This is a genomic window from Enterobacter sp. ODB01, from assembly GCF_001623605.1.
Classification (GTDB): Bacteria; Pseudomonadota; Gammaproteobacteria; order Enterobacterales; family Enterobacteriaceae; genus Enterobacter; species Enterobacter kobei.
Window position 1 is genome coordinate 433,433 of record NZ_CP015227.1, and the last position, 24,731, is coordinate 458,163.

The 24,731-nt window shown below is 56.3% G+C and carries 24 protein-coding genes and 5 tRNA genes; 10 read left to right on the plus strand and 19 right to left on the minus strand.

Annotated features, from left to right (window positions below; translation table 11 throughout):
* The first annotated feature begins 43 nt into the window (after positions 1-43).
* The 5 genes from A4308_RS02065 to leuA all read left to right on the plus strand — a co-directional run bounded on the left by A4308_RS02065 (position 44) and on the right by leuA (position 6,758).
* Positions 44-1,228, plus strand: coding sequence for an MFS transporter (locus tag A4308_RS02065; protein ID WP_014884966.1), 1,185 nt, complete (start codon positions 44-46; stop codon positions 1,226-1,228).
* A 314-nt stretch (positions 1,229-1,542) separates the two neighbouring features.
* The gene (gene mprA / locus A4308_RS02070) at positions 1,543-2,073 is read left to right on the plus strand and encodes a transcriptional repressor MprA (protein ID WP_014884967.1); all 531 of its coding nucleotides are present in this window, start codon (positions 1,543-1,545) and stop codon (positions 2,071-2,073) included.
* Between the two features lie 126 nt (positions 2,074-2,199).
* Complete coding sequence (gene emrA / locus A4308_RS02075) at positions 2,200-3,372, plus strand: multidrug efflux MFS transporter periplasmic adaptor subunit EmrA (protein ID WP_014884968.1); 1,173 nt, start codon at positions 2,200-2,202, stop codon at positions 3,370-3,372.
* Between the two features lie 16 nt (positions 3,373-3,388).
* Positions 3,389-4,936, plus strand: coding sequence for a multidrug efflux MFS transporter permease subunit EmrB (emrB, locus tag A4308_RS02080; RefSeq protein WP_032635724.1), 1,548 nt, complete (start codon positions 3,389-3,391; stop codon positions 4,934-4,936).
* 166 nt (positions 4,937-5,102) lie between these two features.
* Positions 5,103-6,758, plus strand: coding sequence for a 2-isopropylmalate synthase (gene leuA / locus A4308_RS02085; protein ID WP_045281714.1), 1,656 nt, complete (start codon positions 5,103-5,105; stop codon positions 6,756-6,758).
* Here leuA and A4308_RS02090 read toward each other — a convergent pair.
* From A4308_RS02090 to mltB, 19 genes are all read right to left on the minus strand, one after another.
* Positions 6,745-7,509 (minus strand): AraC family transcriptional regulator, encoded by a 765-nt coding sequence (locus A4308_RS02090; RefSeq protein WP_045281713.1) that lies wholly within the window; start codon positions 7,507-7,509, stop codon positions 6,745-6,747. The genes leuA and A4308_RS02090 overlap by 14 nt on opposite strands.
* A gap of 53 nt (positions 7,510-7,562) precedes the next feature.
* Positions 7,563-8,078 (minus strand): S-ribosylhomocysteine lyase, encoded by a 516-nt coding sequence (luxS, locus tag A4308_RS02095; RefSeq protein WP_014884972.1) that lies wholly within the window; start codon positions 8,076-8,078, stop codon positions 7,563-7,565.
* 152 nt (positions 8,079-8,230) lie between these two features.
* Positions 8,231-9,775, minus strand: a complete 1,545-nt coding sequence (gene gshA / locus A4308_RS02100; protein ID WP_045281712.1) for a glutamate--cysteine ligase — start codon at positions 9,773-9,775, stop codon at positions 8,231-8,233.
* A gap of 83 nt (positions 9,776-9,858) precedes the next feature.
* Complete coding sequence (locus A4308_RS02105) at positions 9,859-10,287, minus strand: YqaA family protein (RefSeq protein ID WP_014884974.1); 429 nt, start codon at positions 10,285-10,287, stop codon at positions 9,859-9,861.
* Entirely contained in the window at positions 10,284-10,850 is a 567-nt protein-coding gene (yqaB, locus tag A4308_RS02110) for a fructose-1-phosphate/6-phosphogluconate phosphatase (protein ID WP_014884975.1), read from the minus strand. The genes A4308_RS02105 and yqaB overlap by 4 nt, the downstream gene beginning before the upstream one ends.
* Before the next feature lie 258 nt (positions 10,851-11,108).
* A tRNA-Arg gene (locus tag A4308_RS02115) sits at positions 11,109-11,185 on the minus strand.
* Positions 11,186-11,214: 29 nt separating this feature from the next.
* Positions 11,215-11,291, minus strand: a tRNA-Arg gene (locus A4308_RS02120).
* A 29-nt stretch (positions 11,292-11,320) separates the two neighbouring features.
* A tRNA-Arg gene (locus A4308_RS02125) sits at positions 11,321-11,397 on the minus strand.
* A 64-nt stretch (positions 11,398-11,461) separates the two neighbouring features.
* Positions 11,462-11,538 (minus strand) — tRNA-Arg (locus A4308_RS02130).
* 4 nt (positions 11,539-11,542) lie between these two features.
* Positions 11,543-11,635: transfer RNA gene (locus A4308_RS02135), tRNA-Ser, on the minus strand.
* 342 nt (positions 11,636-11,977) lie between these two features.
* The gene (gene csrA, locus A4308_RS02140; protein ID WP_000906486.1) at positions 11,978-12,163 is read right to left on the minus strand and encodes a carbon storage regulator CsrA; all 186 of its coding nucleotides are present in this window, start codon (positions 12,161-12,163) and stop codon (positions 11,978-11,980) included.
* A 241-nt stretch (positions 12,164-12,404) separates the two neighbouring features.
* Positions 12,405-15,032, minus strand: coding sequence for an alanine--tRNA ligase (alaS, locus tag A4308_RS02145; protein ID WP_023331147.1), 2,628 nt, complete (start codon positions 15,030-15,032; stop codon positions 12,405-12,407).
* A gap of 131 nt (positions 15,033-15,163) precedes the next feature.
* Positions 15,164-15,664, minus strand: a complete 501-nt coding sequence (gene recX, locus A4308_RS02150; protein WP_014884977.1) for a recombination regulator RecX — start codon at positions 15,662-15,664, stop codon at positions 15,164-15,166.
* Positions 15,665-15,732: 68 nt separating this feature from the next.
* The gene (gene recA, locus A4308_RS02155) at positions 15,733-16,791 is read right to left on the minus strand and encodes a recombinase RecA (protein ID WP_014884978.1); all 1,059 of its coding nucleotides are present in this window, start codon (positions 16,789-16,791) and stop codon (positions 15,733-15,735) included.
* Between the two features lie 89 nt (positions 16,792-16,880).
* Entirely contained in the window at positions 16,881-17,378 is a 498-nt protein-coding gene (pncC, locus tag A4308_RS02160) for a nicotinamide-nucleotide amidase (RefSeq protein ID WP_023331148.1), read from the minus strand.
* A gap of 130 nt (positions 17,379-17,508) precedes the next feature.
* A complete protein-coding gene (locus A4308_RS02165; RefSeq protein ID WP_045282211.1) occupies positions 17,509-18,387 on the minus strand; it encodes a metal ABC transporter substrate-binding protein in 879 nt (292 codons plus the stop codon).
* Between the two features lie 14 nt (positions 18,388-18,401).
* Positions 18,402-19,262 (minus strand): metal ABC transporter permease, encoded by an 861-nt coding sequence (locus A4308_RS02170; protein WP_014884981.1) that lies wholly within the window; start codon positions 19,260-19,262, stop codon positions 18,402-18,404.
* Positions 19,259-19,912, minus strand: a complete 654-nt coding sequence (locus tag A4308_RS02175) for a metal ABC transporter ATP-binding protein (protein WP_023331152.1) — start codon at positions 19,910-19,912, stop codon at positions 19,259-19,261. Before A4308_RS02175 ends, A4308_RS02170 begins: the two co-directional genes overlap by 4 nt.
* A gap of 265 nt (positions 19,913-20,177) precedes the next feature.
* The gene (mltB, locus tag A4308_RS02180; protein WP_023331153.1) at positions 20,178-21,278 is read right to left on the minus strand and encodes a lytic murein transglycosylase B; all 1,101 of its coding nucleotides are present in this window, start codon (positions 21,276-21,278) and stop codon (positions 20,178-20,180) included.
* 252 nt (positions 21,279-21,530) lie between these two features.
* Here mltB and srlA point away from each other — a divergent pair, with 252 nt between their 5' ends.
* From srlA to gutM, 5 genes are all read left to right on the plus strand, one after another.
* Positions 21,531-22,094 carry a PTS glucitol/sorbitol transporter subunit IIC gene (gene srlA, locus A4308_RS02185; protein ID WP_023331154.1) on the plus strand — a complete coding sequence of 188 codons (564 nt, stop codon included), beginning with the start codon at positions 21,531-21,533 and terminating at the stop codon, positions 22,092-22,094.
* Entirely contained in the window at positions 22,091-23,050 is a 960-nt protein-coding gene (gene srlE, locus A4308_RS02190) for a PTS glucitol/sorbitol transporter subunit IIB (RefSeq protein ID WP_014884986.1), read from the plus strand. Before srlA ends, srlE begins: the two co-directional genes overlap by 4 nt.
* 12 nt (positions 23,051-23,062) lie before the next feature.
* A complete protein-coding gene (srlB, locus tag A4308_RS02195) occupies positions 23,063-23,425 on the plus strand; it encodes a PTS glucitol/sorbitol transporter subunit IIA (protein WP_014884987.1) in 363 nt (120 codons plus the stop codon).
* 14 nt (positions 23,426-23,439) lie between these two features.
* Positions 23,440-24,219 carry a sorbitol-6-phosphate dehydrogenase gene (gene srlD / locus A4308_RS02200; protein ID WP_014884988.1) on the plus strand — a complete coding sequence of 260 codons (780 nt, stop codon included), beginning with the start codon at positions 23,440-23,442 and terminating at the stop codon, positions 24,217-24,219.
* A 106-nt stretch (positions 24,220-24,325) separates the two neighbouring features.
* Positions 24,326-24,685, plus strand: coding sequence for a transcriptional regulator GutM (gene gutM / locus A4308_RS02205; protein ID WP_023331155.1), 360 nt, complete (start codon positions 24,326-24,328; stop codon positions 24,683-24,685).
* The last annotated feature ends 46 nt before the right edge of the window (positions 24,686-24,731 follow it).

A 24,731-nucleotide genomic window follows, 5' to 3' on the forward strand; every position in this document is an offset into this window, starting at 1 on the left:
GTTTCCGGAAAAATAATCACTTAACGAACGATTCCTGAAACTCATGACAAAAACAACTCCAGGGCTTAGCCCCGCACTTATCCTTTTAATGTCCGTGGCAACGGGTCTGGCCGTCGCCAGCAACTATTACGCGCAACCCCTTCTCGACACCATCGCCCGCGCGTTCAACCTTTCTGCCAGTTCCGCTGGCTTCATCGTGACGGCGGCACAGCTCGGCTACGCCGCCGGGTTGCTGTTCCTGGTGCCGCTTGGCGATATGTTTGAACGCCGGATGCTGATTGTTTCGATGACGCTGCTGGCGGCAGGTGGCATGCTGATCACCGCCAGCAGCCAGTCGCTGACGATGATGATCGTCGGTACCGCGCTGACCGGGCTGTTCTCCGTCGTCGCGCAAATCCTGGTTCCCCTCGCCGCGACGCTGGCCTCCCCGGACAAACGTGGCAAGGTAGTGGGCACCATCATGAGCGGCCTGCTGCTGGGGATTTTGCTGGCGCGTACCGTGGCAGGACTACTGGCAAGCCTCGGCGGCTGGCGCACCGTTTACTGGGTGGCGAGCGTGTTAATGGTGGTGATGGCGCTGGCGCTGTGGCGCGGCCTGCCGAAGGTGAAGCAAGAGAACCATCTTAACTATCCGCAGCTTCTGGCCTCCGTGTTCAGCCTGTTCACTCAGGATAAACTCCTGCGCACCCGCGCCCTGCTGGGATGTTTGACCTTCGCCAACTTCAGTATTCTCTGGACCTCAATGGCGTTTCTGCTCGCGGCACCGCCGTTTAACTATTCTGAAGGCGTCATTGGTCTGTTCGGCCTGGCCGGTGCTGCGGGAGCGCTGGGTGCGCGTCCGGCGGGTGGGCTGGCCGACAAAGGCAAATCACATTTGACCACCACCGCCGGGCTGGTTTTGCTCCTGCTCTCCTGGGCGGCGATCTGGTATGGACACGTCTCGGTGCTGGCGCTGATCGTCGGTATTCTGGTACTCGACCTCACCGTACAGGGTGTCCACATTACTAATCAGACCGTGATTTATCGCGTGAAACCCGAAGCGCGTAATCGCCTCACCGCCGGATACATGACCAGCTACTTCATTGGTGGTGCTGCCGGTTCATTAATTTCAGCGTCGGCGTGGCAGCATGCCGGCTGGTCGGGCGTGTGTGGGATTGGGGCCATCGTTGCCGCGCTCAACCTTCTTGTATGGTGGCGCGGCTACCATCGCCAGGAGGCGATTCACTAAGTTTTACATTGCTTTGGGCCTCTTAGGGTATAAAGGGGCCCTGCAGTCTGTTAATGTAAACGTAATCATTTATCCCAGAAATTTTAATGTGGGTGACATATCTACAATTGGCATGAATAGTTCAGACCCCCGTCCTCACATCCTCTCTTCTACGGGTTCACACCCTACTCTTTCTGTGCTCACCGGGTCACGGACTTACCCGGCGCTTTCTGACGGTGACATTCATTTGGCGGATATAACCGCACAAATAATTCATTTACATTATTTGTCACTGTCGTTACTATATCGGCTGTAATTAATGAGGTTATGCCCAAATGGATAGTTCGTTTACGCCCATTGAACAAATGCTTAAATTCCGCGCCAGTCGCCATGAGGACTTCCCGTATCAGGAAATCCTGCTGACTCGCCTGTGCATGCACATGCAGGGTAAGCTTCTGGAAAACCGTAATAAGATGCTGAAAGCTCAAGGGATTAACGAGACGTTGTTTATGGCGTTGATTACGCTGGAGTCTCAGGAAAACCACAGTATTCAGCCTTCTGAGCTGAGCTGCGCGCTGGGCTCTTCCCGTACCAATGCAACCCGTATTGCCGATGAGCTGGAAAAGCGCGGCTGGATTGAACGCCGTGAAAGCGACAACGATCGTCGTTGCCTGCATCTGCAACTGACCGACAAAGGTCACGAATTCCTGCGTGAGGTACTGCCACCTCAGCACAATTGCCTGCACAAACTCTGGTCTGCCCTCAGCACCGCCGAGCGCGACCAGCTTGAGCACATCACGCGCAAGCTGCTCACCCGTCTGGATCAGATGGATGAAGATGGCGCCATTCTTGAGGCGCTGCGCTAACGCGACGACACGCTCAACAATCCAGATTCATAAGAAAACCGACAGGCCAGCACGTCACACTGCTGGCCTTTCTGACAACAGGTCGGCTCAGCCGATGTGAAAATAAGAAGATCGTGGAGAACAACAATGAGCGCAAATGCGGAGAGCACTAACCCGCAGCAACCGGCCAACAAGAAAGGCAAACGTAAAAGTGCCCTTCTTCTGTTGACCTTGCTCTTTATTATTATTGCCGTGGCATATGGGATCTATTGGTTTTTAGTATTGCGTCATGCTGAAGAGACAGACGACGCCTACGTGGCAGGGAACCAGGTACAGATTATGGCGCAGGTGTCGGGCAGCGTGACGAAAGTCTGGGCTGACAATACCGACTTTGTGCAAAAAGGCGATGTGTTGGTCACCCTCGATCCGACTGACGCGCAGCAGGCATTTGAGAAAGCCCAGACCGCGCTGGCCTCCAGCGTTCGTCAGACCCGCCAGCTGATGATCAACAGCAAACAGCTGCAGGCCAATATCGACGTGCAGAAAACTGCACTCGCCCAGGCGCAGAGCGACCTCAACCGCCGCGTACCGCTCGGCACCGCCAACCTGATTGGCCGTGAAGAGCTGCAACACGCCCGCGATGCCGTTGCCAGCGCTCAGGCGCAGCTGGATGTGGCGATTCAACAGTACAATGCCAACCAGGCAATGGTGCTGGGCACCAGCCTTGAAAACCAGCCCGCCGTGCAGCAGGCGGCGACTGAAGTGCGTAACGCATGGCTAGCCCTGCAGCGTACCAAAATCGTCAGCCCGATGACCGGCTATGTCTCCCGCCGTTCCGTTCAGCCAGGGGCGCAGATCAGCCCGACCACGCCGCTGATGGCGGTCGTTCCGGCAGACAATCTGTGGGTAGACGCTAACTTTAAAGAGACGCAACTTGCCCATATGCGTATCGGCCAGACCGCGACGGTTGTCAGCGACATCTACGGCGATGACGTGAAGTACACCGGGAAAGTGGTTGGCCTGGACATGGGTACCGGCAGCGCCTTCTCCCTGCTGCCTGCGCAGAACGCCACCGGTAACTGGATCAAAGTGGTTCAGCGTCTGCCTGTGCGTATTGAACTGGATGCAAAACAGCTGGCGGATCACCCGCTGCGTATCGGCCTCTCAACGCTTGTGACGGTTGACACCGCGAACCGCGACGGTCAGATCCTGGCAAGCCAGGTGCGTAGCAGCCCGGCTTATGAAAGTAACGCCCGTGAAATTAGCCTCGATCCGGTCAACAAGCTGATCGATGACATCGTGAAGGCAAACGCCGGTTAATCCGAAGGTGAGCGTTATGCAACAGCAAAAGCCGCAAAAACCGCTGGAAGGCGCGCAGCTGGTCATTATGACCATTGCGCTGTCGCTGGCGACATTCATGCAGGTGCTGGACTCCACCATCGCAAACGTGGCGATCCCGACCATCGCCGGTAACCTTGGCTCGTCGCTGAGCCAGGGGACCTGGGTCATTACCTCATTCGGGGTGGCAAACGCCATCTCCATTCCGATCACCGGCTGGCTGGCAAAGCGTGTCGGTGAGGTGAAGCTGTTCCTGTGGTCTACGGTGGCGTTTGTGCTGGCCTCCTGGGCATGCGGCATGTCAAACAGCCTGACGATGTTGATTTTCTTCCGCGTCATTCAGGGGATTGTCGCCGGGCCGCTGATCCCGCTTTCCCAGAGTTTGCTGCTGAGCAACTATCCCCCTGCGAAACGCTCCGTCGCGCTGGCGCTCTGGTCAATGACCGTGATCGTCGCGCCTATCTGCGGACCCATTCTCGGCGGATACATCAGCGATAACTATCACTGGGGCTGGATCTTCTTCATCAACGTACCGATTGGCGCCGTCGTGGTATTAATGACGCTGCAATCGCTGCGGGGACGAGAGACGCGCACCGAACAGCGGCGTATCGACAGCATCGGGCTGGCGCTGCTGATCCTGGGTATCGGTAGCCTGCAGATCATGCTCGACCGGGGTAAAGAGCTCGACTGGTTCAACTCGCAGGAGATCGTCATCCTGACCATTGTCGCGGTGGTGTCGCTCAGCTTCCTGATTGTCTGGGAGCTGACGGACGACAACCCGATAGTCGATCTCTCGCTGTTTAAGTCGCGAAACTTCACCATCGGCTGTCTGTGTATCAGCCTCGCCTATATGCTCTACTTCGGCGCGATTGTTCTGCTGCCACAGCTGTTGCAGGAGGTGTATGGCTATACCGCAACCTGGGCGGGGCTGGCGTCTGCACCTGTTGGGGTGATCCCGGTTCTGCTGTCGCCGATCATTGGCCGCTTCGCCCATAAGCTCGACATGCGTCGTCTGGTGACGTTCAGCTTCATCATGTACGCGGTGTGCTTCTACTGGCGTGCGTATACCTTCGAGCCGGGAATGGACTTTGGCGCCTCGGCGTGGCCGCAGTTTATTCAGGGCTTCGCGGTCGCGTGCTTCTTTATGCCGCTAACCACCATCACGCTCTCCGGCTTACCCCCTGAGCGTCTGGCGGCGGCGTCGAGCCTGTCGAACTTCACCCGAACGCTGGCGGGCTCCATCGGGACGTCGATCACCACCACCCTGTGGACGAACCGTGAATCGATGCACCATGCCCAGCTGACCGAAGCGGTGAATCCGTACAACCCGAATGCCCAGCAGATGTACAGCCAGCTGCAGGGCATGGGGATGACGGAGCAGCAGGCATCCGGCTGGATTGCCCAGCAGATCACCAGCCAGGGACTGATTATCTCGGCTAACGAGATTTTCTGGATTTCGGCAGGGATCTTCATCGTCCTGCTGGGGCTGGTGTGGTTTGCCAGACCACCGTTTGGTGCCGGTGGCGGGAGCGGTGGCGCGCACTAGTCCTGTGCGGCGGTTGCCGGGTGGCGGCTACGCCTTACCCGGCCTACGATAACCGGGCCGCCATCCGCAGGCCCGGTTGTCCAAAACGCGATAGCAATTGTCATTTCCGATAAAGCAGCGCGCCTGAAATCTCGTCACGATAGTGAAAAGACAACAGGAGCGCACCATGCTGAACACACCCGCAGACAAATACACGCCTTACCCAACTCTCTCTCTGCCCGATCGCCGCTGGCCGGAGCAGCGCATCACCCGCGCGCCGCGCTGGCTCTCAACCGACTTACGCGACGGCAACCAGGCGCTGGCCGAGCCGATGGACAGCGTCCGCAAGCTCCAGTTTTGGGATCTTCTGCTGAGCTGCGGCTTTAAGGAGATTGAGGTCGCCTTTCCTTCCGCCTCGCAGACGGACTTCAACTTTGTTCGCCAGCTGATTGAAGAGAACCGCATCCCGGATGACGTCACCATTCAGGTGCTCACGCAGGCGCGGGAAGATCTGATCGTCCGCACCTTTGAGTCCCTGCGCGGCGCAAAGCAGGCCACGGTACATCTTTATAACGCTACCGCCCCGCTGTTCCGTCGTCTGGTGTTTGGCATGGAGAAGGCGCAAATCGTCGAGCTGGCTACGCGCTCCACCCGCCTTATTCGTCAGCTGTGTGAAGAGAACCCGGATACCCACTGGCAGTATGAATATTCACCGGAAACCTTCTGCTTTACCGAGCCGGAGTTTGCGCTGGAAATTTGTGAGGCCGTGGCAGAGATCTGGCAGCCGTGCGATGCGCGTCCGATGATCATCAACTTACCGGCCACCGTTGAAGTCAGTACGCCAAACGTCTATGCCGATCAGATTGAATATTTCTGCCGTCACTTCAGCCGCCGCGCCGACGTCTGCATCAGCGTGCATCCGCATAACGACCGCGGCACAGGCGTCGCCAGCGCGGAGCTGGCCGTCATGGCCGGGGCTGACCGCGTCGAGGGCTGTCTGTTTGGTAACGGCGAGCGGACGGGCAACGTCTGCCTAGTGACGCTGGCGATGAACCTCTACAGCCAGGGCGTTAGCCCCGACCTGGACTTTAGCGATATGAACCGAGTGGTGGAAGTGGTGGAAACCTGCAACCAGCTGCCGGTACACCCGCGCCATCCGTGGGCAGGACGGCTGGCCTACACCGCCTTCTCCGGTTCGCACCAGGACGCGATCAAAAAAGGCTTTGATGCCCGCAAGCCTGGCGAGCGCTGGGAGATGCCCTACCTGCCTGTTGACCCTCAGGATATCGGCTGCACCTATGAAGCGGTGATCCGCGTGAACAGCCAGTCAGGGAAAAGCGGTAGCGCGTGGCTTATCGAGCAAAATCATGGGCTGAAACTGCCCCGCGCCCTGCAGCAGGATTTCAGCCAGCACGTGCAGCAGGAAACCGACCGCCACGGAAAAGAGATGACGCAAAATGCACTGTGGCAGCTGTTCCGCACCCGCTACGGTCTGGTGGAAACACCGCAGTTTGCGCTGCAATCGTACCGCAGCGACAGTCAGCAGGATGGCCAGCTGCGTTTAACGGCAAGCGTCACAACGCAGGGGAGGACGCGTCAGCTTGAGGGACACGGGAATGGCTTGCTGTCCGCTGCCGCTCATGGCCTGAGCCGCTGGATCAACGCGCCGTTTGTAATTAAGGATTATCACGAACACACGCTGGGTGAACGCAGCGACAGCCGCTCGGTGGCATACATTCGCTGTCTGTTCCAGGACGGTACCAGCCGCTGGGGCGTAGGCATTGATAGCGACGTTGCACGCGCATCGCTTCAGGCGCTCTTTAATGCGGTCAGTCGTTCTTAAAATAATCGCTGGGTGAGATACCCATCACCCGGCGGAACATGGCCGTAAAGGCGCTGTGGCTGCCGTAACCCAGATCCAGCGCCACACCTAATACCGGCTGGCCCTGCGCCAGCCGCACTAAGGCTTCCAGCAGCCGCGCCCTTCTCACCCACTCGCTGTAGCGTAATCCCGTCTGCTGCTGAAAATGACGGTTCAGCGTGCGCTCGCTCATGCCAAGCGCGCTCGCGCTCTGTTGACTGTTCCAGCTCTCTCCTGGCGACTGACGGATCTGTCGGCACAGCTGGCGTAACGGTTTACTTTCCGGCTCCGGCAGATGAAACGGCAGCACCGGCATGATGCGAAGCTCATCCAGAATGAGTTCATACACGCGCTCGTCACGGCTTCCCGGTGAGTACGATTCAGGCAGTGAGAGGGCGGAGAGGATCAGCTCGCGCAACAGCGGCGAGATCTGCACGATCTGGCACGTGGCCGGGAGATCGGCTCGCGCCAGTGGATCAATAAACAGCGTTCGCGCCGCTACGCTACCGGTGATGCGCAGGGCGTGTTGTGTCCCCGCAGGAAGCCAGACGCCGCGACCGGGGGGCACCACCCAACAGCCAGATGCCGTTTCGACCCGCACGACGCCCGTCAGGCTGTGCAGCAGCTGCGCGCAATCGTGCTGGTGCCATGGCTCACTGTCGCCATGAACGTAATCATGGGCAAACGGAACAAGGGGACGATGGGTAAAGGAGAACGTTGAGGTTGTGGTCATGGGCTAAACAACCCTCACCCTACCCTCTCCCGGAGGGAGAGGGAAAAGGTGCACTAGATGTGCAGTTCCTGCAGTTTTTCTTTCGGCAGGGCCAGCTCTTCGTTGCTGTTCACGCGAACATCACGCTCGATGATGTGACGAGCGATGTCCTGCGCTTCTTCCAGAGAGTGCATCTGGTAAGTCCCGCACTGGTAAACGTTCAGCTCTGGGATCTGGTTCTGCTCTTTCACCTTCAGCACGTCTTCCATGGCTGCTTTCCACGCGTCTGCAACGCGTTTCTCTTCCGGCTGACCGATCAGGCTCATGTAGAAACCGGTACGGCAGCCCATCGGAGAGATATCGATAATCTCAACGCCGTTACCGTTCAGGTGGTCGCGCATAAATCCGGCGAACAGGTGCTCCAGCGTGTGAATGCCTTTCTCTGGCATCACTTCTTTGTTCGGCACGCAGAAGCGCAGATCGAAGACGGTGATCGTGTCGCCGTGCGGGGTGTGCATGGTCTTTGCCACGCGGACTGCAGGTGCTTCCATACGGGTATGGTCGACAGTAAAGCTATCTAATAACGGCATACGTCACCTCCGATAGTGATTTTTTTTAAAATAAACTGAACTCTTCTACACAATGCGCGTCTGAGTATATGAAAGACGCGCATTTGTTATCATCATCCCTGAATTCAGAGATGTATATTTTGGCCACAGCGATGTGGCCTTTTTCTTTTGGTTCAAGCCTGTTTCGCCAGAAACGCTTCAAACGACTCCGTATCCGCCGCTTCAACTTCTTTCTGACGCACCACGGACGCATCGCGTTCTGCTTCAAAATCCGCTTCGCGCAGGATCTGTAATGGCTCCTGCATCAGCATCTCACGGTACTCCGCGGAGAGTGCACGCCCGGTACCACCAATGCCCTGATCAATCATAGAACGCAGAATGCGTGCTGAGAATGTTAGTTCCGGGTTATCGAAGCACTCTACCAACTGGTCGCAGATCTGTTGGTAGGCGTCGCCGCCGTCAATGCTGTCCAGAGTCCGGGCAACACGCTTCAGGTCACGGAACAGATCTTTACCCACTTTGGTCAGCGGGAACTGTGCCGTTTCGCAGCCAATACCCAGCGTCAGACCAGGCTTACGCCCTTCCAGAATCACGCGATTCCAGTTTGTACGGGTGCAAAGCAGTTCGTCTGCACTCATTTCCGGCGCATCCGCCAGCGCACACCAGACCATAAACAGATCCAGGAAGCGAACCTGCTGCTCATCAACGCCAATCGGTGAGAACGGGTTGATATCCAGCGAACGTACTTCAATGTATTCAATGCCGCCGCGCTGTAGCGCATCCGACGGGGTTTCACCGCTGCGCGTCACGCGCTTAGGACGAATCGGCGCATACAGTTCGTTTTCAATCTGCAACACGTTGCTGTTGATTTGCAGGCGTTTGCCGTCTTTTTCGAGGCCGATTTTCGCGTACTCTTCCGACGGGGTTTTGATCGCCCGCTTCAATCCTGCCACATATTCGTGCAATTCGTTAAACGTAATACCGAGATTGCTTTGCGATTTATTGGTATAGCCCAGATCGCTCATGCGAAGAGACGTCGCGTACGGGAGATAGTACATGCCGCACTCGGTCTTTTCGAACGGCAGCGTGGTGGGTTTCCCCTGCAGGAACGAAGAGCAAATGGCAGGTGACGCGCCAAAGAGATACGGGATCACCCAGCCGAAACGGTAATAGTTGCGGATCAGACGGAAATACCCGGCTGAGATCGCTTCTTTGTCCGTTTCTCCCCCTTTCGCCTGCCAGAACGCCATCGGCAGCGAGAAATTGTAGTGCACGCCAGAGATGGTCTGCATCAATGCGCCGTAGCGATTTTTCAGACCTTCACGATAGAGCGTTTTCAGCCGACCGATATTTGACGCGCCGTACTGCGCCAGCTCAATCTCCTGGCCCTGTTCGATATAGCACGGCATGCTGAGCGGCCACATACGCTCGTCACCAAGATTGCGCGCCGTATAGCGATGAATATCGCGCAGGATTGTCAGCATGTGATCAATATCGCCGTCCACCGGCGTGATGAACTCCAGCAGCGCTTCAGCGAAATCGGTTGTGATCCATTTATGTGTCAGCGCCGAGCCTAACGCCTTCGGGTGACCCGTCGTCGCTAAGCTACCGTCCGCGTTAACGCGCAGCGTTTCACGCTCAAGACCACGCTGAATACCCTTCAGAGCCTGAGGGTGGTTTTCCAGCCAGGCCAGCGCCTGAGATACGTCCGGGATCAAATTGACCTCCCGCCTGTCAAAGTAATGTTACTCAGCATAATTGTAATGGTTGACGATTGAAGGTCGCGTATTCATTCCACCAATTAGTGCCACCACGTCATACCCTGTAGTGTTGCCCACGCCACGAGAACATAGCGCAACGCCTTGCCAAGGCACAAAAAAAAGAGCACCGGTCCCCAGGAGATGCGCATCCATCCCGCCAGCAGACACAGTAAATCGCCTATTACAGGCATCCAGCTTAATAACAGCGTGGCAGCGCCATAGCGTTTTAGCCAGCCAACTGCCTTTTCCTGCCAGCGCGACGTTTTGCGCAGCGGAAAGAAACGCCCAAGAATAACGTTAGTCAGCCCTCCAAGGCTATTACCCATTGTTGCTATTAATACAAGTAGCCAGGGCTGACTGACGCCGGACAACAACATCGCCACCAGCACCACTTCCGAATTTCCCGGTAACAGCGTGGCGCTTAAAAAACTGCTGGCGAATAATGAGGCAAGTGACAATGCGTCACTCACAGTAAGCGCACATCCACCGCATCCATTCCGGCATCACGTGCGGCCTGGATACCAAAATCGGCATCCTCAAACACGACGCATTTTGCCGCCGGTACGCCCATTAATTCTGCGCAGAGCAGGAAGGTGTCCGGTGCTGGCTTGTGACGCTTAACATGATCGGCAGCGACGACAGCTGAAAAATAGTGGCGCAGGCCAAGATGGTTGAGCAAGGCTTCTGCAATCGCGCTCTCGCTGCCCGTGCCGACAGACATAGGGCGACGTCCGTGCCACGCTTTAACCACGTCGATAAGGGGTAAAGGTTGTACGGTGTCTAACAGTATGGCTTTAACCGCATCGGTTTTTTCGCGCGCGAGCAGGTAGGGGTCGAGATCGGCCTGATTCAGTTCAATCACGGCCTGCGCAATACGCCAGGTTGGGGATCCGTTGAGGGCTATCATCGCCTGCAGGTCGAAACGCATACCGTAGCGGCCCAGGACCTCGGTCCAGGCTTGACGATGCGTGGGTTCGGTATCCAGCAGGGTGCCATCCATATCGAAGATCAAACCGTCATACTGTGCGTACATCGTGCTCTCGCTAAACGATTAACAAAGCATTACTTTATCGTAAATGGTGGTTTTTGTCGCTGATTGCGAAGTGATAACAATGAGAGTGATTAAGAACTAAACATCGAAGGGGACGATAAGAAGAGATGGTGCATCCGGGAGGATTACTCGGCTACGCCTCGCCCTACGGGCCGTTGCTGAAGCAACGTTATCCTCCCTGGTGCTTGCGTTTAACTCGCAGACCTTGAAACAACAGTATGGCTGTTATCTCGGAGAATATGGTGCATCCGGGAGGATTCGAACCTCCGACCGCTCGGTTCGTAGCCGAGTACTCTATCCAGCTGAGCTACGGATGCATCAGGGAAATGCTTTAAGAAACAGTAAATGGTGCATCCGGGAGGATTCGAACCTCCGACCGCTCGGTTCGTAGCCGAGTACTCTATCCAGCTGAGCTACGGATGCATCAGGGAACTGCTTTCAGAAATAGTAAATGGTGCATCCGGGAGGATTCGAACCTCCGACCGCTCGGTTCGTAGCCGAGTACTCTATCCAGCTGAGCTACGGATGCATCGGGATTTACTACTGTACTGCTCGATATTCATATCACTTCGAAAGCAATATGAAGTAATAGATGGTGCATCCGGGAGGATTCGAACCTCCGACCGCTCGGTTCGTAGCCGAGTACTCTATCCAGCTGAGCTACGGATGCAAAATGGCGGTGAGGCGGGGATTCGAACCCCGGATGCAGCTTTTGACCGCATACTCCCTTAGCAGGGGAGCGCCTTCAGCCTCTCGGCCACCTCACCACACAACGCCTCTTTCGAGTGCTTCGAGTAACTCGTTAAGAGCTTCTCGTCGCTGCGTGGCGCATATATTACTTTCTGGGACTTATAAGTCAAACAATTTTCCAAAAGCTTTTATCGTTTGCACAAATCACACGCAATTCGCATGTAAAACCCGCAAAGAGGGTGTTTTATAAGCGGATTTTGCATCGAACTTCTCAAAAAACGTTTGTAGAAAGGCTGGGGTTGGGGCGCGTTAAGAATATTAGAGTGGTTAAAAAGAGAGCGGTTGAAATGAAACGGTAACGTTGAGCAGGAAAAATGACAGGAGGGTTGCGTCTCGCCCGACAGCGAGACGCGACAATATCAGTAACTGGACTGCTGGGATTTTTCAGCCTGGATACGCTGGTAGATCTCTTCACGGTGGACAGATACTTCTTTAGGAGCGTTAACACCAATACGTACCTGGTTACCCTTTACCCCTAAAACTGTCACGGTGACCTCATCCCCAATCATGAGGGTCTCACCAACTCGACGAGTCAGAATCAGCATTCTTTGCTCCTTGAAAGATTAAAAGAGTCGGGTCTCTTGTATCCCGGCATTATCCATCATATAACGCCAAAAAGTAAGCGATGACAAACACGTAAAGTGTAAGCAGTCACGGCATCACATTCTGTTAAACGTAAGTTTAGCCGATATACACAAACTCAACCTGACTTTATCGTTATCGATAGCACAGTGAACAAGACGCCATAACGTTGCCGCTATGGCGTCTGATTGTGCTTTGTAGTTATTACAGTTTCGCGCTCACCCAGCTTTCTACGCTGGCCAAAGCTTGCGGAAGTGCCGCCGCATCCGTACCACCGGCTTGCGCCATGTCCGGACGACCGCCTCCCTTGCCACCCACCTGCTGGGCGACCATACCAATCAGTTCCCCTGCTTTTACGCGGTCGGTCACATCCTTAGAGACGCCCGCAATCAGAGAAACCTTACCTTCTGCCACTGTCGCCAGCACGATAACGGTAGAACCAAGCTGGTTCTTGAGATCGTCGACCATAGTACGCAGCATCTTAGGCTCAACGCCCGCCAGATCGCTGACCAGCAGTTTGACGCCCTTAATGTCTACCGCTTTGCTGGAGAGGTTTGCACTCTCCTGCGCCGCAGCCTGTTCTTTCAGCTGCTGGAGCTCTTTTTCCAGCTGACGGGTTCGCTCCAGCGCAACACGCACTTTCTCGCCCAGATTCTGGCTATCGCCTTTCAGCAGCTGCGCGATGTCGTGCAGCTGATCGCTCTGCGCATGCAGGCTGGCAATTGCGCCTTCACCGGTTACCGCTTCAATACGACGCACGCCAGCCGCCGTACCCGACTCGGAAACGATGCGGAACAGGCCGATGTCACCGGTGCGCGATGCGTGAGTACCACCGCACAGTTCGGTCGAGAAGTCGCCCATGCTCAGTACGCGAACACGTTCGTCATATTTCTCACCAAACAGCGCCATCGCACCTTTTTTCTTCGCGTCCTCGAGGTCCATGATATGGGTCTCGATCGGCAGGTTACGACGGATCTGAGCGTTCACCAGATCCTCCACCGCACGGATTTCCGACGGTTTCATCGCTTCAAAGTGCGAGAAGTCGAAACGCAGCACTTTGTCATTAACCAGAGAACCTTTCTGTGCAACATGGGTGCCCAGCACGTCGCGCAGGGCAGCGTGCATCAGGTGGGTTGCAGAGTGGTTCAGACGAATACGCGCACGGCGTGCTTCATCAACATTCGCCTGCACGCCCTCGCCCACTTTCAGCGAACCGGAAACCAGTTTGCCCTGGTGACCAATCGCCTGACCAAATTTCTGGGTGTCGCTTACGCTGAAGCTGAAACCATTGCCTTTCAGTTCGCCCTTATCGCCAACCTGGCCGCCGGACTCAGCGTAGAACGGCGTTTTGTCCAGAATGACAACCGCATCCTGACCTGCACTGATGCTGTCTACGGCTTTACCGTCAACAAACAGGGCGGTCACTTTACCGGTCAGCTCCAGTGCGTCGTAGCCTTTGAATTCAGACGCGCTATCAACGCGGATCATCGCGTTGTAGTCTGCGCCGAAACCGCTGGATTCACGCGCACGACGACGCTGTTCTTCCATCGCGGCTTCGAAGCCCGCTTCGTCAACTTTGATGTTACGCTCACGGCAAACGTCCGCCGTCAGGTCAACCGGGAAGCCGTAGGTGTCGTACAGGCGGAAAGCGGTTTCGCCATCCAGCGTGTCGCCCTTCAGTTTTGCCAGTTCTTCATCCAGCAGCGCCAGACCGCGCTCCAGCGTACGGGCAAACTGCTCTTCTTCGGTTTTCAGAACCTGCTCGACCTGCGCCTGCTGGCGTTTCAGCTCGTCACCGGCTGCACCCATCACGCCAATCAGTGGCCCAACGAGTTTGTAGAAGAAGGTGTCCTTCGCGCCCAGCATGTTGCCATGACGGATCGCACGACGAATGATACGACGCAGCACATAGCCACGGTTTTCATTCGACGGGATTACGCCGTCGGCAATCAGGAACGCACAGGAACGAATGTGGTCTGCAATCACGCGCAGCGATTTGTTGTTCAGATCGGTCGCACCGGTCACTTCCGCAACGGCTTTGATCAGGGTGCTGAACAGGTCAATTTCGTAGTTGGAGTTAACGTGTTGCAGCACGGCGGCAATACGCTCCAGGCCCATACCGGTATCAACGGACGGTTTCGGCAGCGGCTCCATGGTACCGTCTGCCTGACGGTTGAACTGCATGAAGACGATGTTCCAGATCTCAATATAGCGATCGCCGTCTTCTTCCGGGCTGCCAGGAGGTCCACCCCAGATGTGGTCGCCGTGATCGTAGAAGATCTCGGTGCACGGACCGCAAGGACCGGTATCACCCATCTGCCAGAAGTTGTCAGACGCGTATGGCGCGCCTTTGTTATCACCGATGCGAATAATGCGCTCGCGCGGGATACCGACCTCTTTTTCCCAGATTTCGTAGGCTTCGTCATCGGTTTCATAGACGGTAACCCACAGACGCTCTTTCGGCAGGTTGAACCAGTTTTCACCGGTCAGCAGTTCCCACGCATATTGAATGGCATCGTGTTTGAAATAGTCGCCGAAGCTGAAGTTACCCAGCATTTCGAAGAACGTGTGGTGACGCGCGGTGTAACCGACGTTTTCCAGGTCGTTGTGTTTACCGCCCGCACGCACGCAACGCTGTGAGGTTGTGGCGCGGGAATAATTACGCTTGTCGAGACCAAGGAACACATCCTTGAACTGGTTCATCCCGGCGTTGGTAAACAGTAAAGTCGGGTCGTTGTTCGGTACCAGGGAGCTGCTGGCAACAACCTGGTGTCCCTTACTATGGAAAAAATCGAGAAACGCCTGACGGATCTCAGCGGTGCTCTTGCTCATAATTATCCTGAAATCAAGCTAACGAAATGTCGCAGCCAGCCTGTATCGATAAACCGTTGGACAGACCAGCTACTGGAAAAAGTGGGAATAAGATAAGTTTTCTTTGGTGGGAAGTAAAATCCCGCATGCGTTCAATCCACAAAATTGCGCCAGATATCCTGAATATCTTCCATCAGAAAGCCGCGGTAGAGCAAAAAGCGCTGGATTTTGACTTTATCTGAAAAATCACGCGGCAGCGGTTCGCCGTACTTTCGAATCGCCTGCTCTTTCGCCAGTTCACACCAGTCTGTGTCGCATTCACGCATCGCTTTTTCAATCGATTCCCGGGCTACCCCTTTCTGATTCAGTTCCTGGCGGATGCGTGCAGGACCGTAGCCTTTACGTCCGCGGCTGGCGAGAAAGCGGGCGGCAAAGCGTTCGTCATCGAGGTAATGATGTTCATAGCACCAGGCAACCACGCGGTCATAATCTTCGGCAGTGGCATCAATCTCTTCCGGCCCGTTTTTGCTCATGACAGGCGCTGACAGTTTTCGTCTTAGCTCCTGTTCGCTGTGGTCACGCACGGCAAGAATACGTACGGCACGGTCCAGCAAGCGCGAGTAGGCGGGTCGGCGTGTGGTCGGTTCACTCATATAAAACCTGCAGATTCAGAAATGCAAAAAGGGCCGCATCAGCAGCCCTTCATCTTTACACGAGAGACTTAAAAGTCTTCGTTGGTTTCTTCAGCATCCGCAGCATCCACCACGAAATCAGGTTTAGAGTCCTGGTTGCTCAGCAGAAGCTCACGCACCTTCTTCTCAATCTCTTTCGCCGCAGCCGGGTTCTCTTTCAGCCAGGAAATCGCATTCGCTTTACCCTGACCAATTTTGTCACCGTTATAGCTATACCAGGCGCCCGCTTTTTCAATCAGCTTCTCTTTCACGCCCAGGTCAACCAGCTCACCGAAGAAGTTAATCCCTTCGCCGTAGAGGATCTGGAATTCAGCCTGTTTGAACGGTGCGGCGATTTTGTTCTTCACAACCTTCACGCGCGTTTCGCTACCAACGACGTTTTCACCCTCTTTCACCGCGCCGATACGGCGGATATCCAGACGGACAGAGGCGTAGAATTTCAGTGCGTTACCACCGGTTGTGGTTTCCGGGTTACCGAACATCACACCAATTTTCATACGGATCTGGTTGATGAAGATCAGCAGCGTGTTGGACTGCTTCAGGTTACCTGCCAGCTTACGCATCGCCTGGCTCATCATACGTGCCGCGAGGCCCATGTGAGAGTCGCCGATTTCACCTTCGATTTCCGCTTTTGGCGTCAGTGCAGCAACGGAGTCGACCACGATAACGTCAACAGCACCAGAGCGCGCCAGCGCGTCACAAATTTCCAGCGCCTGCTCACCGGTGTCCGGCTGAGAACACAGCAGGTTGTCGATGTCCACGCCCAGTTTACGCGCATAAACAGGATCCAGCGCGTGCTCGGCATCGATAAACGCACAGGTTTTACCTTCGCGCTGTGCCGCAGCAATCACCTGCAGCGTCAGGGTGGTTTTACCGGAGGACTCTGGCCCGTAGATCTCTACGATACGGCCCATTGGCAGACCGCCCGCGCCCAGCGCGATGTCCAGAGAAAGCGAACCGGTGGAGATCGTTTCAACATCCATGGTACGGTCTTCACCCAGGCGCATGATGGAGCCTTTACCGAATTGCTTTTCGATCTGGCCCAGTGCTGCCGCCAACGCTTTCTGTTTGTTTTCGTCGATAGCCATTATTACTCCTGTCATGCCGGGAGAAGCGACTGTGCTTCACCGTGGATTTCTGTTCTGTTGGTGCAATTATACTGTATGGTCATACAGTATCAAGTGTTTTGTAGAAATTGTTGCCAGAGCGTTTTTAACGCATATTCCGTTGCCTGACGACGCACGCTTTCACGGTCGCCGCTAAAGCACTCCCGGCGAGTGATCCCTTCACCTTTTGAGGTCGCAAAACCAAACCAGACGGTGCCTACGGGCTTCACGTCACTGCCGCCGTCCGGGCCCGCGATGCCGCTGATTGAAATCGCGTAATCTGCCCGCGCCTCTTTTAGCGCGCCAATGGCCATCTCGATCACCACCGGCTCGCTGACCGCGCCGTGCTGTTCCAGCGTGGATTCACGCACGCCAATCATCTGTGCTTTAGCTTCGTTACTGTAGGTCACAAAGCCGCGTTCAAACCAGGCGGAACTGCCGGCAATATCGGTAATCGCTTTCGCCACCCAGCCGCCGGTGCAGGATTCCGCGGTGGTAAGGGTCGCCCCGCGTTGCTTAAGCGCCAGTCCGACTATCTCGCTAAGCTGCATCAATTCATGGTCAGTCATTCTCGCTCCAGGCTTCAGAAAAACGTGCAGCACAAGATAGCACTTTCTCGTCAAATATGGGGATGCGCTTCGGGTTTTACGAGGGGGCTTCAGAAAAAAGCCGATGCGGGCGCACCGGCTATGGGGGAGGTTATTTCATACTGTCAGCGAGGGTGTTCACGTTGTGGCGAAATGCCTTAACGTAGGTATCAGCAACCCCACCTTTTGCCGACAGGGCTTCCGGGTAAAGTTCGCCTCCCGGCTGCGCGCCTGTCGCCGTCGCAATTTGCTTCACCAGACGCGGATCGAGCTGGTTTTCCATAAACCAGGTTTTCACGCCATCGGCTTTGATCTGATTGATAATCTCAGCGACCTGCGCTGCGCTGGCCTCGCTGTCTGAAGAGAGCCCTTGCGGTGCCATGAAGGTGACGCCATACGCGCGGCTAAAATAGCCGAATGCGTCATGGCTGGTCAGCACGTTACGTTTTTCCTGTGGGATCTGGCTAAAGCGGGTTTTGGCCCAGCCGTCCAGTTGCGTCAGTTGCGCGATATACGGCTGGCCTGAAGCCTCCAGTGCCGCTTTATCCTCTGGATCTGCTTTCACCAGCCCGTTCAGAATATTTTGTGCATACAGCGCACCGTTCGCCGCGCTATTCCAGGCATGCGGGTCGGTCACGGTCTTTCCATCTTCCTCGAGCGTGTGCGTTTTTACCCCGGTTGAGGCCACAACCAGCTGCCCTTTGAAACCGGAGGCTTTCACAAGACGGTCGAGCCACCCTTCCAGCCCCAGGCCGTTGACCACCACCACGTCAGCCTTGCTCAGCGCCGCGCTGTCTTTAGGTGACGGTTCGAAGGTATGCGGATCGCCGTCCGGCCCGACCAGCGTCGTCACGTTCACATGGTCGCCGCCCACTTCCTGCGTAATATCTCCCAGTATCGAAAAGCTGGTCACCACATTCAGCGTTTTCGCCATCACGCCGTTCGACAGCATACCCAGCGCAAGCGCCATCACTAATCCTGTATGTTTCATCGTTTCCCCTTGCCTTAAAAAAGCGCGCGCAGACTGCCAGCCAGCCTGCTTCGCGTGCCAAATAAAACAGAAATAAAGAACAACGCGCTGGCGGTCAGCACAATGGACGGTCCGGCGGGCAGACTGATTGCCCAGGACAAACTTAAGCCCAGCCACGCGCAGAAAATTCCGCTGATGCCGGCCATCAAAAGCAAACCTGGCAATGTGCGCACCCAGCAGCGTGCCGCCACCGCCGGGAGCATCATCAGCCCGACGGCCATCAGCGTGCCGAGCACCTGAAAACCGGCCACCAGGTTAAGCACCAGCAGCGCCAGAAACAGTCCGTGGAGCAGGCCGGGCAACCCGCGGGCATTGACCTGCAACCAGGCGGTATCAAAGGCTTCGGTCACCAGCCCACGATAGAAAATCGCCAGCGTTATCAGGGTGAACATGCAAACGCCCGTGACAAACAGCGCCGCATCGTTGTCCACCGCAAGAATGGAACCAAACAGCAGATGCAGCAGATCGACATTCGACCCGCGCAGCGACACCAGCGTGACGCCCAGTGCCAGTGAGCCAAGGTAAAATCCGGCAAAGCTGGCATCCTCTTTAAGCGGCGTGCGTCGGCTGACCAGGCCGGCCACCAGCGCCACGGTAATGCCGGCAATAAAACCACCGATACTCATCGCCAGCAGCGACATACCGCTGAGCAAATACCCTACGGCGACACCGGGTAAAATGGCGTGAGAAAGGGCATCACCCATCAGGCTCATCCGGCGCAGCTGGAGGAATACGCCGAGTGCGGTTGTACTGACAGAAAGGGCCAGGCAGACCACCAGCGCACGACGCATAAAGCCGTACTCAATAAACGGCTGGAAAAAGAGATGCCAAATCATGCCACCCTCACCCGCTCGGTTTTCCAGTGGGGAATGTCAGCATCCAGCATTAATGTTTGCGGGAAGTGGCGTGCCACACGCTCGCTGTCATGCAATACCGCAAGCAGAGTCTGGCCCTGCATATACATCTCCAGCATTAGATCCATCAGCACGTTGCAGGTCGCTTCGTCGACGCCGGTGAAAGGCTCATCGAGCATCACAAGCGGTGCCTGCTGCACTAAAACGCGGGCAAATAACATGCGCTGAAACTGCCCACCGGAGAGTTCATCAATGGTGGAAAGCGCCATCGACGCCAGCCCGACCCGCTCCAGCGCGCTGGCAATGCGTAACCGCGTTTCCCGACGAAACCCGGATAAGAGCGATATGCCCGGCCAGCAGCCCATACTCACCACGTCCTGAACGGTGAGCGGAAATTGCGCCTCGAGTGCGTGGCGCTGTGCCAGCCAGCCAATCACCGGGCGCTTACCCTGCCAGCGAAAGCTGCCGCCCACGGGAGGAATAAACCCGGCGAGCGTTTTCAGCAGCGTGGATTTTCCGCAGCCATTGGCGCCGACGATAGCCGTCATACTGCCGCGCTCAATCGTGCCTGAGAGGGGCCGCGTTACAGGCTGGCGGTCATAGCCCGCGACCAGTTCGTTCATCAGGATCATGGCAGCGCCACCGCCCAGCGCACGGCCAGCCCGATAAAAACAATAAGCACCAGCGCCAGTAAAAGCCGAACCGGAGCAGACAGAGAGAAAAGGGACGTTGACATCTCGACACCACGTTAAATGTTATAACATAACAATAATGAAAGGTGATTGAGATGTAAATGGCGGGTTTGAAAAGGGAGTGTGGCGAAATGTTTCTGTAAAACGACCCTCTCCCGTGGGAGAGGGTCAGGGTGAGGGCATCAGGCCTGCCCGTCAGAGCGACTTACTGACTAAACGGTGACGCCGCCGGCACGCGGGCCTGCGAGACCGCCAGCCCCAGCTGCCATACGGCCATGGCATAATGAGTGCTGTGGTTATAACGGGTGATGGTGTAGAAGTTCGGCATGCCGTACCAGTACTGATAACCGGTTCCCACGTCCAGACGCAGCAGGCTTACCTGGTCAACATTGCCCAGCGGCTGCGTTGGCGTTAAGCCTGCCGCCGTCAGCTGCGCGACGCTGTATTTGGTTTTAAAGCCGTTTTCCAGACCAAATGCCTCGCCGTTCGCCTGCACGGCTACCTGACCACCTGGCGTCCAGCCGTGCGCTTTGAAGTAGTTTGCCACGCTGCCGATGGCATCCACCGGATCCCACAGGTTGATATGACCATCGCCATTGAAGTCGACGGCATATTGTTTATAGGAGGATGGCATAAACTGGCCGTAGCCCATCGCACCGGCAAACGAACCTTTCAGATCGAGCGGGTCGTCCTGCTCGTTGCGCGCCATCAGCAGGAAGGTTTCCAGCTCGGAAGAGAAATACTCCGCGCGGCGCGGGTAGTTAAAGGAGAGCGTCGCCAGCGCATCGAGGATGCGGGTTTTGCCCATTACGCGGCCCCAGCGGGTTTCCACGCCGATAATCCCGACGATGATCTCCGGCGGCACGCCGTATACCTGCCACGCGCGATTAAGGGCATCTTCATACTGATTCCAGAACACCACGCCGTTTTGCACGTTGTCCGGGGTAATAAACTGTTTGCGATAGCGCAACCATGCGCCGTTTGGCCCGGTAGGGACCTGTGCCGTCGGTGCCTGTCTGTCCATCAGGCGCAGCACGTAGTCCAGACGCTTTGCCTGGGACAAAATTTCGTGCAGCTGCTGGCGGTCAAAGCCGTGTTTGCTCACCATTTTATCAATGAACTGCTCGGCCGCCGGGTTATTCGCGAAGTCGCCACCCATCTGCATCATATTGTGCTGCGGCTCCAGCAGGAACCCTCCGGAAGGGGCGCCAGCCGTTTGCTGAACAGCTTCGGTCTTAGGTTTGCTACTGCAGGCAGACAGCAGAATAAGCGCTGGCAACAGCGCTGCATAACGACGCTTGAACATGAGACATCCATTTAACGGGTTCGATAAGAACCCAGTATGGTAAAGCATCCGTAACACCTCAAGGAAGCGGTACGCACCTCCCCGACGCAAATCCGTGCTTTTTTCCACCGGAAATCATTCATCACATCAATTAACTTTCAAAATAATCCATTTTTCTTTCATTGTGAGATCCAACTAACACTTTAAAACCTTTCAAAGTGATTATTATTAGCCCCAGTAATACAAAACAAAAAAGCCCCACAGGAGAGAACAATGATAGAAACCATCACCCACGGCGCCGAGTGGTTCATCGGGCTGTTTCAGAAAGGCGGAGAAGTGTTCACCGGCATGGTGACCGGGATCCTGCCCCTGCTGATCAGCCTGCTGGTGATCATGAACGCGCTGATTAACTTTATCGGCCAGCATCGCATTGAACGCTTCGCTCAGCGCTGCGCCGGGAACCCGCTGTCCCGCTACCTGATTTTGCCGTTCATCGGCACCTTCGTGTTCTGCAACCCGATGACCTTAAGCCTCGGCCGCTTTATGCCAGAAAAGTACAAGCCGAGTTATTACGCCGCCGCCTCCTACAGCTGCCATTCGATGAACGGCCTGTTCCCGCACATCAACCCCGGAGAGCTGTTTGTTTACCTCGGTATCGCCAGCGGCCTTACCACCCTTGGTCTGCCGCTCGGCCCGCTGGCGGTCAGTTACCTGCTGGTTGGCCTGGTGACCAACTTCTTCCGCGGCTGGGTCACAGACCTCACCACCGCCATTTTCGAGAAAAAAATGGGTATCCAGCTTGAACAAAAAGTCCATCTTTCAGGAGCCACAGCATGAACCGGATCCGCATTGAGAAAGGCACGGGTGGCTGGGGCGGCCCGCTGGAGTTCGACGCCACCGAAGGCAAAAAGATCGTTTACATCACCGCAGGCACGCGCCCGGCGATCGTCGATAAGCTGCGTGAGCTGACCGGCTGGGAAGCCGTCGATGGCTTTAAAGAGGGTGAGCCGCCGGAAGCGGAAATCGGCGTGGCGGTGATCGACTGCGGCGGCACGCTGCGCTGCGGCATCTATCCGAAGCGGCGTATTCCGACGGTGAATATCCACTCCACCGGCAAATCCGGCCCGCTGGCACAGTACATCCTTGAAGACATCTATGTGTCAGGCGTGAAAGAGGACAACATCACTCTGGTGAATGGCAGTCCCGCGCCGCAAAAAGTGGCCCCGCGAGATTACGATACCAGCAAGAAAATCACCGAGCAGAGCGACGGCCTGCTGGCGAAGGTCGGGATGGGGATGGGCTCCGCCGTGGCGGTGCTGTTCCAGTCCGGGCGCGACACCATCGACACGGTACTGAAAACCATTCTGCCGTTTATGGCGTTCGTCTCGGCGCTGATCGGCATCATCATGGCGTCCGGCCTGGGCGACTGGATTGCCCACGGCCTCGCCCCGCTCGCCAGCCACCCGCTCGGGCTGGTGACGCTGGCCCTGATCTGCTCCTTCCCGCTGCTGTCGCCGTTCCTCGGCCCGGGCGCGGTGATCGCTCAGGTCATCGGCGTACTGATTGGCGTACAGATTGGCCTCGGCAATATTCCGCCACACCTCGCCCTGCCCGCCCTGTTTGCCATTAACGCCCAGGCCGCGTGCGACTTCATCCCCGTCGGACTGTCACTGGCCGAAGCGCGCCAGGACACCGTGCGCGTAGGCGTGCCGTCCGTACTGGTCAGCCGCTTCCTGACGGGCGCGCCGACGGTGCTGATTGCCTGGTTTGTCTCCGGCTTTATCTATCAATAAGAGGTTCCTGCGATGACCGTGATTTATCAGACCACCATTACCCGCATCGGCCAGAGCGCAGCGGATGCGCTCAGCGACCAGATGCTGATTACTTTCCGCGAAGGTGCCCCGGCGGATATCGAAGAGTTTTGCTTTATTCACTGCCACGGCGAGCTTAACGGCGAGCTGAAAGCAGGAAGCCAGCTGGAGCTGGGCGAGACGCGCTATGCGGTAACCGCCGTCGGCGATGTCGCCGAGCAAAACCTGCGCGAACTGGGCCATATCACCCTGCGTTTTGACGGACAGCCGCAGGCGGAGTATCCCGGTACGGTTCACGTAGCGGGCCCGGTTCCGCAGGCTGTCACCCCAGGCTGCACGTTAAAATTTGTTGCGTAATTAAGGAGAAACACATGAGTCAGGTTGCCGTTGTCATTGGTGGAGGACAAACCTTAGGTGAGTTCCTTTGCCGTGGGCTTGCCGCAGAAGGCTACCGCGTGGCGGTCGTGGATATTCAGAGTGAAAAAGCCGCCCGCGTGGCGGACACCATCAACACCGAATTTGGTGAAGGGATGGCGTACGGGTTTGGTGCCGACGCCACCAGCGAGCAAAGCGTAATGGCGCTCGCCCGCGGCGTGGACGAGATTTTTGGACGTACCGACCTGCTGGTCTACAGCGCGGGAATTGCGAAAGCGGCGTTTATCAGCGATTTCGAACTGGGGGATTTTGACCGCTCGCTGCAGGTCAATCTGGTGGGTTATTTCCTCTGCGCCCGCGAGTTTTCCCGCCTGATGATCCGCGACGGTATTCAGGGGCGCATTATTCAGATCAACTCGAAATCCGGGAAAGTGGGCAGCAAGCACAACTCCGGCTACAGCGCGGCCAAGTTTGGCGGCGTGGGGCTGACGCAGTCTCTGGCGCTGGATCTGGCTGAATACGGCATTACCGTTCACTCGCTGATGCTGGGCAACCTGCTGAAATCGCCAATGTTCCAGTCCCTGCTGCCGCAGTACGCCACCAAGCTCGGCATCAAGGCTGAGGACGTGGAGCAGTACTACATCGACAAAGTGCCGCTGAAGCGCGGGTGCGATTATCAGGACGTGCTGAACATGCTGCTGTTTTACGCCAGCCCGAAAGCGTCGTACTGCACCGGGCAGTCGATTAACGTCACCGGCGGGCAGGTGATGTTCTGATCGAGCGGTTTTGCCCGGTGGCGCTAACGCTTACCGGGCCTACAAAAACCTTCAAACCGTAGGCCGGGTAAGGCGCAGCCGCCACCCGGCAATTAAAGGAGTCAATATGGTCACCGCACTCATCACCGTCGCCGCCCTCGCCTGGATCTGCCAGATGGCGTTTGGCGGCTGGCAGATCCATCAGTTCAACCGCGCGTTTGATGCCCTGTGTCAGAAAGGTCGCGTGGGCGTCGGACGTTCCGGCGGACGCTTTAAACCGCGCGTGGTGGTCGCCGTTGCGTTGGATGAACACGATTGCGTATGCGATTCCCTGATCATGCGTGGCATGACGGTGTTTGCTCGTCCGACTAAAATCCAGGCAATCAACGGCATTTCACTGCAGGAATTACGGCCTGATGTGATCTTTCCCCATGATTCAGGCTGTCAGAATGCACTATCATTAGCGCTTAATCTGAAACATGGATAATTTCGTTGTGAAAGCTATAGACTTGCGAAATTATCATTTCGCAACC

Bases quoted from the DNA above. Each gene is read 5' to 3' on its own strand.
- leuA (WP_045281714.1), top strand. From the start codon at position 5,103: ATGCTGAACACACCCGCAGACAAATACACGCCTTACCCAACTCTCTCT.
- srlB (WP_014884987.1), top strand. From the start codon at position 23,063: ATGACCGTGATTTATCAGACCACCATTACCCGCATCGGCCAGAGCGCA.
- mltB (WP_023331153.1), bottom strand. From the start codon at position 21,278: ATGTTCAAGCGTCGTTATGCAGCGCTGTTGCCAGCGCTTATTCTGCTG.
- pncC (WP_023331148.1), bottom strand. From the start codon at position 17,378: ATGACTGACCATGAATTGATGCAGCTTAGCGAGATAGTCGGACTGGCG.
- alaS (WP_023331147.1), bottom strand. From the start codon at position 15,032: ATGAGCAAGAGCACCGCTGAGATCCGTCAGGCGTTTCTCGATTTTTTC.
- csrA (WP_000906486.1), bottom strand. From the start codon at position 12,163: ATGCTGATTCTGACTCGTCGAGTTGGTGAGACCCTCATGATTGGGGAT.
- yqaB (WP_014884975.1), bottom strand. From the start codon at position 10,850: ATGTACGCACAGTATGACGGTTTGATCTTCGATATGGATGGCACCCTG.
- mprA (WP_014884967.1), top strand. From the start codon at position 1,543: ATGGATAGTTCGTTTACGCCCATTGAACAAATGCTTAAATTCCGCGCC.
- srlA (WP_023331154.1), top strand. From the start codon at position 21,531: ATGATAGAAACCATCACCCACGGCGCCGAGTGGTTCATCGGGCTGTTT.
- A4308_RS02165 (WP_045282211.1), bottom strand. From the start codon at position 18,387: ATGAAACATACAGGATTAGTGATGGCGCTTGCGCTGGGTATGCTGTCG.
- A4308_RS02090 (WP_045281713.1), bottom strand. From the start codon at position 7,509: ATGACCACAACCTCAACGTTCTCCTTTACCCATCGTCCCCTTGTTCCG.
- emrA (WP_014884968.1), top strand. From the start codon at position 2,200: ATGAGCGCAAATGCGGAGAGCACTAACCCGCAGCAACCGGCCAACAAG.
- srlD (WP_014884988.1), top strand. From the start codon at position 23,440: ATGAGTCAGGTTGCCGTTGTCATTGGTGGAGGACAAACCTTAGGTGAG.
- recX (WP_014884977.1), bottom strand. From the start codon at position 15,664: ATGAGTGAACCGACCACACGCCGACCCGCCTACTCGCGCTTGCTGGAC.
- A4308_RS02175 (WP_023331152.1), bottom strand. From the start codon at position 19,912: ATGATCCTGATGAACGAACTGGTCGCGGGCTATGACCGCCAGCCTGTA.
- emrB (WP_032635724.1), top strand. From the start codon at position 3,389: ATGCAACAGCAAAAGCCGCAAAAACCGCTGGAAGGCGCGCAGCTGGTC.
- A4308_RS02170 (WP_014884981.1), bottom strand. From the start codon at position 19,262: ATGATTTGGCATCTCTTTTTCCAGCCGTTTATTGAGTACGGCTTTATG.
- gutM (WP_023331155.1), top strand. From the start codon at position 24,326: ATGGTCACCGCACTCATCACCGTCGCCGCCCTCGCCTGGATCTGCCAG.
- A4308_RS02065 (WP_014884966.1), top strand. From the start codon at position 44: ATGACAAAAACAACTCCAGGGCTTAGCCCCGCACTTATCCTTTTAATG.
- srlE (WP_014884986.1), top strand. From the start codon at position 22,091: ATGAACCGGATCCGCATTGAGAAAGGCACGGGTGGCTGGGGCGGCCCG.
- recA (WP_014884978.1), bottom strand. From the start codon at position 16,791: ATGGCTATCGACGAAAACAAACAGAAAGCGTTGGCGGCAGCACTGGGC.
- luxS (WP_014884972.1), bottom strand. From the start codon at position 8,078: ATGCCGTTATTAGATAGCTTTACTGTCGACCATACCCGTATGGAAGCA.